The following is a 12937-nucleotide window of genomic DNA, read 5'->3' as shown; positions in this document are numbered from 1 at the left end:
GCTGCGCCCGACCCGGCCTTTTTCCACGACCAGCAGCAGGGCTTCGGCGTGGTCTTCCACAAAAAGCCAGTCCCTGACATTCGACCCGTCGCCATAGATGGGCAAGGGCCTGCCCGCCAGCGCATTGAGGATCACCACCGGGATCAGCTTTTCGGGGAAGTGAAACGGCCCGTAGTTGTTCGAGCAATTCGTCAGCACCACGGGCAGGCCGTAGGTTTCGTGCCAGGCGCGCACCAAGTGATCGCTGGCCGCCTTGCTGGCCGAATAGGGCGAACGCGGATCATAGGGCGTCTGTTCGGTGAACCGACCCGCGGGACCAAGCGAGCCATAGACCTCGTCGGTCGAGATATGGTGGAACCGGAACCCTTCGGGCCGACCTTGCCCGTCCCAATATGCCAGGGCGGCCTCGAGCAAGGTGTAGGTGCCGGTGATATTGGTGTCGATGAAAGCCCCCGGCCCGTCGATCGACCGGTCGACATGGCTTTCGGCGGCGAGGTGCATGATCGCATCAGGGCGGTGTGCGTCCAGGGCCGCATCCAGCGCACCCCGGTCGCGAATATCGGCCCTCACGAAGCTATAGCGCGGGTCCTGGGCGACCTCGGCCAAGTTGTCCAGGCAGGCCGCATAGGTCAACGCGTCCAGATTGACGACCTTGTGTCCGTCTCGAATGGCGCGGCGCACCACAGCCGATCCGATGAACCCCGCGCCACCGGTTACCAACAGCTTCATGGCGCTCCCTCCCAAACGAACGGGCTGTCGAACCGGGAAAAGGCCGGCGCATCCCTGTCCTTGTCCGACACGATCGGCTCGGTGGTCAGGCCCCAGTCAATGCCGCAACTGTTCCAATGCACGGCTCCGTCACATGCGGGCGCATAATAGTCGGTGCATTTATAGCAGATTTCGGTGTCGGGTTCGCGCGTCACGAAACCGTGCAGAAACCCTTTGGGAACCAGCAATTGCTTTGCGTTCTGGGCCGTCAATTCAACCCCCGTCCACCGGCCATAGGTCGGCGACCCTTTGCGGATGTCCACGGCGACATCGAACAGCGCGCCACGTCCGCAGCGCACCAGCTTGTCCTGCGCATGCGGCGGCGACTGAAAGTGCAGCCCTCGCAACGTACCGGCCGCGGCGGAAACCGAGTGATTGTCCTGAACGAATTCCAGATCGATCCCATACCCGGTCAGAACCCGGCGGTTCCAGGTCTCGGAAAAGAAACCCCGCGCATCGCCGAACCGCCGGGGCGTCAGGATCAGGACACCGGGCAAGGCGGTTTCTTCAATCTGCATGTACTCAAAACCCATTCAACACAGCGCGTTCATACCAATATGGGCCCTGCCTGTCACGAAACAGATGTCGTGGGAAAGCTCCGGAATCCGGCGCGTTTCGTGCTGAAGGTGCGCAAGCAATGCTGCCAAACCGCTGTCTGCCATTGTGCCGATGGCTTTGGAACACTCGCATTGCGCCCAAACAATTCACGAAAAGCATACCAAATGTGCGAAATACAGAAACAATATCCCAGTGAGTGCGGCGGCATCGGTGGGATGTCGGCCGGAGCCATGGAATAGTAAGGGTTGATGCACCACAACACCCATTGTGGCCAAGGAAAAGCCATAGCGACGAAATTATTGTTCTTTGCACCGTGTCGCGACATTCCTACCATGAATGCCAAGCGAAACGGGGCGCCGTTTGGCGCGACATCCATTGGTTTGTTCGCTTGTGTCAGTGATTGAAGAGGTAACGGGTTGGATAAGTTTCTTTTCAAGAAGATCGAGATGTGGGTCGTTGCCCTGATCGTCGTCTTTCTTTTGCTAGTGACATTCGCATTCGGGGTCATCGTCCGCGATGCCGTCTATGGCAACAACCGACTTGGCGCCATCAGCCGTGTCTCACTGAAAATCGCGGCCCTTCCAGCCGAAGCCGCCAAGGCGGTTCGTATGGCGGCCGGAGGCGACCTGGCGGGCATGGCCACAAACAATTCGGGTCGGTTTCCCGACAAAAGCGGGTGGACCTTTTTCGATGAACGACTGGACAGCGGGCTGGACGCTTACCTGTTCTTCAGCCGTCACGACGGCGATGTCGGACATCACGTTCTGGAACTGGTGGATCTGAAGGCCGGTGCGGTCGTGCATCGCATCGATTTCGACTTCGAGAATACTTTTCGCAATGCAAGCCGCGACTCGCGACTGATCAACTATGACGATTGGCGCAATGAACGCTTTCAGGTCGTCCATCCCCTTGCGCTCGAGAACGGCGACATTCTGGTGAAAAGCATGTTCAGCCCCATGGTGCGCATGACCCCGTGCGGCGAACCGGTTTGGACACTGGAAAACGGCGTCTATCATCACACGACGGAACCGGGCCTCGACGGCACGATCTGGTCCTCGGCCTATGTCGAGCCTCCGCGCATCGAGGGGCTGAACAAATACTACCTCGATCCAGGCATCACCCAGTTTTCGGCAGATGGAGAGGTTCTGTATGACCGTTCGCTGACCAAGGTCATGCTGGAACAGGGGCTGGGCTACATGATCCTGGCCAAGCAATTCGACCCGGATCCCATCCACCTGAACGATGTGGAACCCATATTCGAAGATGGCCCATACTGGAAACGCGGCGACGTCCTGCTGAGCTTGCGCAACATTTCGACCATCATGCTTTTTCGCCCGTCCGAAGACCGGATCATCTGGTGGTATCAAGGTCCGTGGGCGGCCCAACATGACGTTGACGTCATCGACGAGAAGACATTTGCGGTCTACAACAACAACTCGCTGGATATCGGAGACGGGCGCGAGCTGGTCGTGAACGGAACCAGCCAGATCGTCTATTTCGACCTCGAAACCGAAACCGCATATCGGCCCTTCCAGGCGGTTCTGGATGCACAGGACTTCAAGAACGAGGCCGCCGGCCTATTCACACTGCTGCCAGATGGTCATCTGTATGTCGATGAATCCGAGTCTGGCCGCAGCATGATCTTCACCCCTGACGGCAAGTTGGCTGTCGAGCATGTGAACCGCGCCGAAAACGAACTGATTTACCATTTGGGTTGGAGCCGGATCATGGACCGCGAATCCGGTGACCGGTTTCTGGCTCAACTCAAGGAAACATCCTGCGATGGTTGATGCCGTGGCCGATGATCCGGTTGCCGATCTCGGTTTTGAGACTGCGACGCAGCTGCGGGCCCGCAAACTGTCACTCTTCCAAGTGGAGGACCGCCTTTGAAACAGCGCTCACCGGAAATCGGCCGCAGCGATCTGGGCATCCTTCTGTTCATTCTTTTGTTGGCCACCGTTCTCAGAACCGCAGGGTTGAACGGGCCGCTGTGGTACGATGAAATCTGGACCGTCGATACGCATGTCCGCCAGCCCTGGGGCGACATGATGCGCGAGTATTCGATGAACCATCACTATTTCTTCAGCATGAAGGCCAAGCTGTCGGCACATCTGTTAGGGGAGACCCCGTGGGCCTATCGGCTTCCCGCCCTGGTATTCGGGGTTGGCACCGTGGCCGCGATCTGGTGGCTGGCCCGCGAGGTCGCAAATACCCGCGTTGCGCATGTGTCGGCCCTGCTTGTGGCGCTGTCCTATCACCAGGTCTGGTTTTCACAGAACGCCCGCGGATACACCGAGCTTGCTTTCTGGAGCGTTCTGGGCCTCATCCTGTTCCTGCGCGGGGTGCGCCGCCCGACATACGGCACATGGATCGCCTTTGGCCTGACCGCCGCAGCCGCCGTGTTCACGCATCTGACCGGGGCGTTCTTTTTCGTGGCGCTCGGGTTGGTATGGCTGCTGTCTTTGGCCACCGGTATCGGCCGGGATGCGCTAACCCGTGCATGGGTCCTGCGTCCTCTGGTCGGGGTCGCGATCGCGCTTGCGCTGACCACCTTGGCCTATCTGCCGATTTTCCCGAGCCTATTGGAAGCCATGGGCGAGGTCTCGGCGTCGTCAGCCGTCGACCCGATGCAGGAATACCAGAACCCGCTCTGGACGGTGGCCGAAGGTCTGCGAACGGCCTTGGGCAATACCGGTGGATTGACCCTGCTGATCGCCGTCGGCGGGCTCTTGGCCATCATCTTCGGAGCGATCGGGTCACACACCCGGCAACCTCTGTTCTTTCCGGTTGTCGCAGCCCATGTCGCCGTTACCCTGCTGTTGCTTTCGGCGCTGGACATGCGGATCTGGCCTCGGTTCTTCTTCGTCGATATCGGCCTCATGATCGTGCTCGTCGTGGTCGGGTGCCAGTGGGCCGCCGGACTCATTTCACGCATCGTTGGACGCGCCGGCCTTGCTCGACCCTTGTTCAACCTGGGCGCCCTGATCATGGTCGCCCTGTCGGTTTTTCTGGTCCAGAAGAACTATGCCGCGCCGAAACAGGATCTGGCTGGCGCTTTTGCATTGATCGAAAGCCAGCGCAGTCCGACCGAGCGCGTCTATGCCATCAATCCGGGCGGCCCGATCTTTCAAAGTCACTTCCAGGCCGACTGGGGCACCATCGACACTGCTGCGAATTATGACGCGGCGATGTCCCAACCCGGTCCGGTGACGTTGGTCGTTCTGTTCCCGAACCGGATGTTCCGCGCCATTCCGCAACTGGGCCACGATGCCGAAACCGGCCTGGAACTGGTCAAGGAATTCCCCGGCACCCTGGGAGACGGCGCGGTTCTGGTTTTCCGACGCCCATAGACAGACCGAACGGCCAGTTTCAGCACCCGCTTTGTTCGATCGCCGCCAAAGCCTTGTCTCCGTGGGCCTGGGGGATGTAGCGCGACCAGCCCATCGTATAGAGCTCGCCATTTTCCGCTCTGTTTACATATGTTGCCACGAGGTCGCCAATCCTGTTGAGAACCAGTATTCGGCCCCGGTTTTCCTCTTCAACGATCAAGTGGCCAGAAGGTGTGAAATCCTGCAGACCTTCTGTCATCGTTGCCGTTTTCAATTCCATGAATGCGTCATGAAAGGGCCTGGACACAGCGCCGGTCTCGAAATCGTAGATAACAGGCTCACTGGCACCGTCGACGCGCGACCCAAAACCGCGATCGAACGCAGCATTGTCAAAAACAGCTATTCGGCGATCACTAACTATGTCTACATCGTGTTGCGATTGCCATGGTCCGGCCTTCCACCAAACGAATTTTTGGATTGATGGGCGATACAGCGCGACAAGAGACGGACTTCTAAAGCTCAGAAAGAGGTCTCCTTTCTTCCAGAATGGCCCGTCCTTTAAAACTGGTTCTATGTCGTTAAGATGCATAGGATCTTTCCAGAAATGGGACGCCGGAAAAATCAGGTGCTTCAGCCCGCTGTTCTCGAATATTGGGGCCAAGGGTTCCTCGAAATCAACTTGGCCGTCCGCGGTTACATGCACAAGCGAGTCGCGCACAAATCGTTCTGACAGATCGCTTGGTCTGGACTTCAACGCCAGACCCGGCAGCCAATAGCCTCCCGCTCCGTCTGAATTGGTGGAATGGTGGACCAGCACGTCGTTTTGCGCCCAACGGACGTCACCGCAGGCCGTCAGCATGATCAAAGGCGAGTGATGACTCTTGACCAGCAACTCTCCTGCTTCGGTCAGGTATGGGTGTATGTAGCGAAAGTATCCATCGTTCCAGTACTCATACGGAGCCCACCCTTCAAATTCGGGCTTGCGTTCAAAACTTGCCAGGACCGTCTCGGCATCAGGCATCCAAGTTCGAAGCGTTTCGCCAGTTTGCAACGACACAAGCTCGACCACGTGCCGCGTCCGGTCACCGTCATAGCGACTGAGCAACAGATATCCGTCCAACCCGTCCGAACCCGGCGGTTGCAACCAAGACCATTTTGCCGGAGCGGTGCTTCCCGGAGGAAGCTTCAGAAATGAAATCATCGTCGGGTCCGGCCCGATCACAGTTTTCAACGACTGGCGCGCGTTTTCCGGCAGTTCGGCCAAGGCCAAGGCTGCGTCGCCGATCACGCCGAAATGGTCACCGCCCAACTCCTCCTCGCCACGTTCCTCGTCCAGAACGATGGCTCCAAACAGAACCATGCCTAAAAAACCGAAGACGGCCAACACCCCCAAGACCCAGAGCTCGATCTTCTTGAAGAGGATTTTTTCCATCCGATTACCTCCGATTTGGTTCCCGGGTCCGCGCTTCAATTGGCCCGTTGCACCGGGCTGCGGGCCGGTCTTGGCCGGCCGGTGACGGCTTGCGCCGCCAGATCCTGAAAGATGTCCTCGGCCTGCTTCAATAATGGGTCGGAAAACCCGTCCTGCCGCCGCGCGTCGGGCTCAGCCCGGAAGAATCCGCGGAAGTCCATATCTGCGACGTCGATATCCAGGCGCTCACCGAGGTCGGCCAGAACCTCGTTCGGACGGGCCCTCAGGTCGTCCTGGACCACGAAATGGCACCGATCCCCCTGTGCGGCGATGTCGCGGAAGGCTGCAATCCAATAGGCCAGCCAATAGTTCGGGTCCTCGAGGTGATAGCCTTCGACAGCAAGTTCGGGAAAATCCAGCGGGCGGTGGAGGAGCCCGAACTCAAAATGCCCGATATCGCGCATATAGCGCAGCACGAACGGATCCTCGGCCTGTCGTACAAGGAAATTCCGATGCTGGCGCAGCATCGACCAGGCATGTGCGCTGGGATGCCGGATTGGCACGACGACCGCACAGCCCGGAAACAGATCGTGCAGTAGACGAAGACGGGCGATGTTGGCATTGTTCTTGGACAGGTAGCGCGGTGGCGCGGTGTCGCCGTCGCCGGATCCTCCAGTGCGCAGATGGCAAATCTTGCGAAAATGTGTGTCGAAAAAGCTCTGGGCCTCGCTGTGCAGATCCGTCGCGTACCAAAGCTCGATCCGGTTGTCGCGATATTTTTCCGGCCAGAACAGATGCCAGAAAATTTCATCAAAGGCCTCGGGGCTGTCCAGCCCGATCGTCAGACCATCGCCATGCGCCCGTTCCACCTGCGCCACATCCCGCCTGAGCGCGCCGCCTAGCCCGTTCCACAAATAGGGGGCGGAAATGAACGGCATGTCTCTGTATCGGTGCGTTGCCATTCCCTCGACATGAGACAGGGCGTTCAACACCGAGGTGGTTCCGCCGCGCGCCAGCGAGGTGACGAAAATAGGCGGGCGGGTTTCAGCCTCGGGCACCCGGCGCCGGAAGGCATAATCATCGACTTTCGCCGAAACCTTGTGAAATTTCGGACCGGAAAAGGCCAGCATATGTGCAAACCGGTCCGCCGAACTGTACGGGCCTGGTGCATTGGCATCGCTTTCCACCCGGCCCTTCCGACGTAGGAAAAAGCGGCCAACCAGAATGGCGGCCAGCGACACACCCACGATATAGTCGAGGCGCAGCATCAGGGAAAAGACCGCGTCCGCCGTGGTCAGGCCGATGGCGTCAGCAACCATGATAGGCAGAGCAGCCGCCGCCAGAGCTACACCAAACCGCCAGAACAGGCGCCACGCCCCCTGGAGCAGAGTGACCCCGGCCTGCCGGACCCGCACTTCCTTGACCTCGTCACTCAGCTCGCTGTCAAGCATCGCCGAGATGCCTTGCATGGCATCCTCGCCCAGACCTTTCGACAGACTGATGATATTCAGCGCCCAGATGCCGAACCCGAAACCGGCCACGGCAAACAGGGACACGATGAAGGCAACGATCATTGGGACAGGTCGGCTTCTTCGCCTTTCGCCTCAGAGTTTTTCCTTTTGCGCAGCGCCCGTTTGATTGGGTACCAGAGGAAACCGACGACCAGCAGAAAGCCGCCGACCACGATCGCCAGCAGAGTAAACAGGGCGCCCAAGCCCGCGCCCGGTCCGATATAGGCATGCGCCGGCGTTGTCAGGGCCAGAAACAAAAGGGCCGCGTTGATCCAAATCCGCATGGGTACCTCACTCGCAACAAACGAAACCGACCGTGTGGTACAGGCCAACAGTCAATCATATTCAAGAAACGGTACCACGAACCGATGAAAATCCAAAAAAGAAACCCAGCCTCCGACGATTTCGTTGGTCTTCTGTGCAACAATCGCAGAATTCGCCATTCATTATCTAGGGTGCGTGCCGGACCAGCAGGCGCTTAGAAATCAAGGCCCAGATCGACTGTCCGATAGGAGTGGGTCAGAGCCCCGGACGAGATATAATCGACCCCGGTGGCCGCGATCGCCGCTACCGTACCCACGGTGACATTGCCCGACGCCTCGGTCACCAGACGCCCATCCACCATCGCCACGGCCTCGGCCAGCATGTCCGGCGTCATGTTGTCCAGCAGCACGACATCAGCGCCACCAGTGTCCAGAACCTCGGCCAGCTGGTCCAACCGGTCCACTTCGATCTCGATCTTTATCATGTGCGACGCACGCGCCTTGACCGCCCCCAATACCGCGCCCACCCCGCCGGCGGCGGCAATATGATTGTCCTTGATCAGGATCGCATCCGACAGCGAATGGCGGTGGTTGAACCCGCCGCCATGCAGCACGGCCAGCTTCTCGACGATCCGCAGGCCCGGCGTGGTCTTGCGGGTGCAGGTTATGCGCGCCTTGGTCCCGGCGGTCTGCGCCACCAGCTCGGCTGTCAGAGTGGCTACCCCTGTCAGACGACCGGCAAAGTTCAGCGCAACGCGTTCCCCCGACAGGATCGAAGCCGCGCTGCCGGTGATCTCCATGAGGGTTTGGCCCTTGGTGCAACGGTCCCCGTCGGCCACAAGCGGGTCGATCTTCAGCGTTGGGTCCACCAGCCGGAACGCCAAGGCCGCCACCTGCATACCCGACACAACCGCATCCTCGCGCGCGTTCAGCCGCGCGGCATAGGTCACGCCCGCCGGGATTACGGTGCGGGTGGTGATGTCGCCGCTGGTGCCGAGATCTTCGGTCAGCGCGGCGCGGACCATTGGTTCAAGGATCAGGTCGGGGACAGTGGCATGATGCATGTTGCGGTTTCCTTGAAGATTTTCGACCGCAGTGCCACGGCCTCGTCCAGTGTCAGATCAGACCGCCGCCCCGGCCCCGTGGCCGAAGCAGGACAATCGGATCGGTAATGCGCGCCGCGGCTTTCGGTGCGCATCAGGGCGGCCGCCGCGATCAGCGTGGCGGTTGCGGTCATGTTACGGAACAAGTGAGACTGACCGTGCAGCGACTCCAACACGGCGATCCGGCCCAAGGCGCGGCGCAGCCCATCGGCGTCGCGGACCACGCCCACGCTATCGGTCATGACCTGACGCAGTTCGGCCACTGCCTGCGGGTCGGGCTCGGTACCGCCCGATGGCAGGCGCAGCCGCACCTCGGGCGCGTCGGCCATCGTCAGAGTGCCGGCAATGTCACGGGCGCAGGCGCGGGCAAAGACCAACGCCTCAAGCAGACCGTTCGACGCCAGCCGGTTCGCCCCGTGCAACCCGGTTGACGCCGCTTCGCCACAGGCCCAGAGCCCGGCCAGAGAGCTGCGGCCATTCAGGTCGGTGGCCACGCCGCCCATGTGGTAATGCGCCGCCGCCGTCACCGGAATCGGTTGGGTCACGGGGTCGACACCGTTGCTCAGGCAGGCCTCGGTCACCGCCGGAAACTGACTGCAGATCGCCGCGCCGATCGCCGCACGGGTATCCAGCGCGGGCCGGTTGCCGGCTTTGGTTTCCAAGTAGACGGCGCGCGCCACGACATCACGCGGGGCCAACTCGGCATCGGGGTGGATGCTTTGCATGAACCTTTCGCCGTGGCGGTTGATCAGTACGGCGCCCTCGCCACGTAAAGCCTCGGTGGCCAGAGGCATCGGATCCTCGCCCACGTCGATTGCGGTGGGGTGGAACTGAATGAACTCGGCATCGGCGATCCGAGCCCCGGCCCGTGCGGCCATACCGATCCCCTGCCCACGGATCCGCGCCGGGTTGGTGGTGCGGGCATAGAGCCCCGCCGACCCGCCCGTGGCCAGTACATGCGCAGCCCCGCGCAGAAGCACCGGTTCGGCCCCCGGCGCATCGGTCGGCGCCAGATATACGCCCGAGACCTTGGCCCCGTCGCTTTCCAGCCCCACCGCCAGCGCCCCTTCGATCACCTGGACCGAAGCACGCCGCCGCAGCTCGGCGATCAGGGCGCGCATGATCTCGGCACCAGCCTGGTCGCCCTTGACGCGCACCACGCGGGCCACCGAATGGGCCGCTTCCTGCGATTGGATGAACCCGCCATCGGCGTCCCGGTCGAACCCGGTGCCCAGATCGGACAGGTCCAGAATATGATCCCGCGCCGCGCGGGTGACGAACTCGGCCACCTCCTGCAAGACCGACCCTGCGCCGGCGCGCATCGTGTCGCGGGCATGGGCTTCGGGGCTGTCGGACGGGTCCATCGCCGCCGCCACCCCGCCCTGCGCCCAAGCCGAACTGGCACCCGAGCCCAGCGGCTCGGGCGAGATCATCACCACTGGGTGCGGGTCGAGCTTGAGCGCGGTATAGACCGCTGCCAGACCGCCGCCGATAATGACCACCCGAGGGGTCGAGACCGTCTGCATCGCCCCGGTCAAATTCCCAGCTTGCGCGACAGATCGATCATCCGCTGCACCGAAAGGCGCGCTTTTTCCGCCACTTCGGGGTCAACCTCGACCTGCCCGGTCATGGTGTCCAGCGCATACAGCACCTTTTCCAGCGTGATCTTCTTCATGTAGGGGCACATGTTGCAGGGGCCGACGAAATCGACCTGCGGCAGCGCGTCGGCGATGTTCGACGCCATCGAACACTCGGTGATCAGCATCGCCTTTTCGGGCTGTTCGTCAGTGACGTATTTGATGATGCCGCTGGTCGACCCCGAGAAATCGGCCTCGGCCACAACGTCGGGCGGGCATTCGGGATGCGCGATCAGGCGGGTGCCCGGGTTCCATTCGCGGAACTCGCGCAGGTCCTGCGCCGTGTATTGCTCGTGCACGATACACGATCCTTCCCACCAGACCACGTTCTTCTGCGGCACGTCGCGGGCCACGTTCTGCGCCAGGTACTGGTCGGGGGTCATGATGACCGTGTCGCTGTCCATCGCTGCCACGATCTGCGCCGCGTTCGAGGAGGTGCAGCAGATGTCGGATGCCGCCTTCACCTCGGCCGTGGTGTTCACATAGGACACGACCGGCGCACCGGGATAGCGGCGGCGCATCTCGGCGATGCCCTCGGCGGTGATCGACTCGGCCAGCGAACAGCCGGCCTCCATGTCGGGCATCAGAACAGTCTTTTCGGGGCTGAGAATCTTCGAGGTCTCCGCCATGAAATGCACGCCGCATTGCACGATCACGTCGGCCTCGACCTCGGTCGCCTTGATGGCCAGCTGCAGGCTGTCACCGACGAAATCCGAAATCCCATGATAGATCTCGGGCGTCATGTAGTTGTGGCCCAGTATCAACGCGTTGCGCTCGGTCTTCAGATCGTTGATCGCCTTGACATAGGGCGCGTAGATCGCCCAGTCCGCCGGCGAGACGACGCGCGACATGCGGTCGTAAATGTCGCTCATGCTGGCGGCCAACTCGGGCGAGGGGGTCAGGTCGTATTTCTCGGCTAGATGCGCGCGCTGCGCGGGATGGTCGAACACTTGGTCTGATTTCCGCCTGGTGAGTTCCTGTGCCGCTTCATATGGGGATTCCGTCCCGTTGGCCACAACCTGCCAACGGAAAATATGCCGCATCACCAAGCGTTATGCCCCGCGCGGCTGTGGAACTCTGGGCCGATGGGGCGGGTCAGAGCTCGACCCGGCACCACACGCAATCATGATCCGACAGCGGCTTGCCCTCGGCCGTCAGCGAGGGCAGCAGCCCTCGGTCCGGGCATGTCAACCCCCTGCCCGCGAACCAGTCCAGCTTCATCACCCGGTCCGGGTGCGGCGTGATCAGGCTGGGGCGCGTGGTGTGACCTTCGGCAGTGAACGCCCAGCTGTATCCGCGGCGCTCGGCCAGGGAAAACAGCGTTTCCCGGCGCCAATCGAAATCGGGCGGCAGGTGGTTGCCGGTGTTCAGGTCTCCCCCGATCAGCACCGGCATGTCCGGCGCAAACGCCTCGACGGCATCCAGCAGTTTTTCGAACTGCGCGTGCCGGTGGTCCGAGGCGGCGTTGCTTTCCAGATGCGTCGACACCACGCAGAGCGGCCCGGCCTTTGTCGGAACTTCGGCCAAGATCGCCATGCGCCCGCCCAGTCGCGGCTGATCGGGGTCGGCCGCGCCGCTGTCGGCGGCGAACCAGTGGCCGTGATCGTCCAGCCGAAGCAACGAGGTCCGGCTGAACGGCACCGCCGACAGGATCGCATTGCCGTGCCAACCCAGCGTGTTGAAATCGTCGCTGCAAAATGCGCGTTCGGTCGGACCACCCATACCCAATTCGTGGAACTCGACGCCAAAGACATAGGCCATGTTCAGATGGGCGGCCATCTCCTCGGTCGTGTGGCGCTGTGCGGTGCGGGCCATGCCGTGATCGACCTCGGACAGCAGAACGATATCCGGCGCGACCGGCGCCAGATGCGCGGCGGTCTCAGCGGGAAAAAGGCAACGCTCGACGTTCCAGGCCGCGACCGTCAGAGTCGGGTCAAGCACGTCACGCGACGCCCGCCCGCCCAGTTGCAGCGCGTTCATGGCCGGCGTTTCCGCCATCAGGGCACGATGCGCTTCGGCGGTGCGCGGCGCGGACAGAATGCGCGCGCGCGCGGCTTCGGAAACAGGCGGCAAGGCCGCGACGGTCTTGGTGATCACAGGGCTTTTCCGGATTCCGGGTGGAACAGAGTGATGGCGTCGGACTTCAGCGCGATCCGGGTCTCGCCCGGCGCGGCCTCGACATCCTTGCCGACATGGATGGTGAACTCCTGATCAGCCAGCCGCCCGTGCAGCAGCCGATGCGCGCCCAGCTCCTCGATGATGTCGACATGGAAGGAAATCGAGCCTCCGGCGCCCAACATTACGTCCTCGGGGCGGATGCCCAGAGTGACCGGGCCAGACCCTTCGGCCGCGCCCAG

General features: G+C 61.6%; 12 protein-coding genes. 2 read left to right on the top strand and 10 right to left on the bottom strand.

Annotated features, from left to right (window positions below):
* Both AC2FM3_RS16965 and rfbC read right to left on the bottom strand, forming a co-directional pair.
* The coding region (locus tag AC2FM3_RS16965) for a dTDP-glucose 4,6-dehydratase (RefSeq protein ID WP_496684168.1) at positions 1-729 on the bottom strand (729 nt) is incomplete at its 3' end.
* Positions 726-1286, bottom strand: coding sequence for a dTDP-4-dehydrorhamnose 3,5-epimerase (gene rfbC / locus AC2FM3_RS16960; protein WP_496684165.1), 561 nt, complete (start codon positions 1284-1286; stop codon positions 726-728). The genes AC2FM3_RS16965 and rfbC, both read right to left, overlap by 4 nt.
* 456 nt (positions 1287-1742) lie before the next feature.
* Here rfbC and AC2FM3_RS16955 point away from each other — a divergent pair, with 456 nt between their 5' ends.
* Together AC2FM3_RS16955 and AC2FM3_RS16950 are read left to right on the top strand one after the other, a co-directional pair.
* Positions 1743-3116 (top strand): arylsulfotransferase family protein, encoded by a 1374-nt coding sequence (locus tag AC2FM3_RS16955; RefSeq protein ID WP_496684163.1) that lies wholly within the window; start codon positions 1743-1745, stop codon positions 3114-3116.
* A gap of 96 nt (positions 3117-3212) precedes the next feature.
* Positions 3213-4676 carry a glycosyltransferase family 39 protein gene (locus tag AC2FM3_RS16950; protein ID WP_496684161.1) on the top strand — a complete coding sequence of 488 codons (1464 nt, stop codon included), beginning with the start codon at positions 3213-3215 and terminating at the stop codon, positions 4674-4676.
* Positions 4677-4695: 19 nt separating this feature from the next.
* On the opposite strand, the gene AC2FM3_RS16945 is transcribed toward AC2FM3_RS16950, so the two are convergent.
* The 8 genes from AC2FM3_RS16945 to AC2FM3_RS16910 form a co-directional block, all read right to left on the bottom strand.
* A complete protein-coding gene (locus AC2FM3_RS16945) occupies positions 4696-6087 on the bottom strand; it encodes an arylsulfotransferase family protein (RefSeq protein WP_496684159.1) in 1392 nt (463 codons plus the stop codon).
* A 35-nt stretch (positions 6088-6122) separates the two neighbouring features.
* Positions 6123-7640, bottom strand: coding sequence for a sulfotransferase (locus AC2FM3_RS16940; RefSeq protein WP_496684156.1), 1518 nt, complete (start codon positions 7638-7640; stop codon positions 6123-6125).
* A complete protein-coding gene (locus AC2FM3_RS16935; RefSeq protein WP_496684155.1) occupies positions 7637-7861 on the bottom strand; it encodes a hypothetical protein in 225 nt (74 codons plus the stop codon). Before AC2FM3_RS16935 ends, AC2FM3_RS16940 begins: the two co-directional genes overlap by 4 nt.
* A gap of 194 nt (positions 7862-8055) precedes the next feature.
* Positions 8056-8904, bottom strand: coding sequence for a carboxylating nicotinate-nucleotide diphosphorylase (gene nadC, locus AC2FM3_RS16930; RefSeq protein WP_496684152.1), 849 nt, complete (start codon positions 8902-8904; stop codon positions 8056-8058).
* Entirely contained in the window at positions 8877-10469 is a 1593-nt protein-coding gene (locus AC2FM3_RS16925) for an L-aspartate oxidase (RefSeq protein WP_496684149.1), read from the bottom strand. Before AC2FM3_RS16925 ends, nadC begins: the two co-directional genes overlap by 28 nt.
* 8 nt (positions 10470-10477) lie before the next feature.
* Positions 10478-11530, bottom strand: a complete 1053-nt coding sequence (nadA, locus tag AC2FM3_RS16920; protein WP_496684146.1) for a quinolinate synthase NadA — start codon at positions 11528-11530, stop codon at positions 10478-10480.
* A gap of 145 nt (positions 11531-11675) precedes the next feature.
* Positions 11676-12674, bottom strand: a complete 999-nt coding sequence (locus AC2FM3_RS16915) for an endonuclease/exonuclease/phosphatase family protein (protein ID WP_496684170.1) — start codon at positions 12672-12674, stop codon at positions 11676-11678.
* On the bottom strand, positions 12674-12937 hold a 264-nt coding region (locus AC2FM3_RS16910), incomplete at its 5' end, for a TOBE domain-containing protein (RefSeq protein WP_496684143.1). The genes AC2FM3_RS16915 and AC2FM3_RS16910, both read right to left, overlap by 1 nt.

Source organism: Ruegeria sp. BHSB172, from assembly GCF_059613165.1.
This window is presented reverse-complemented; position numbering and strand designations above follow the sequence as displayed.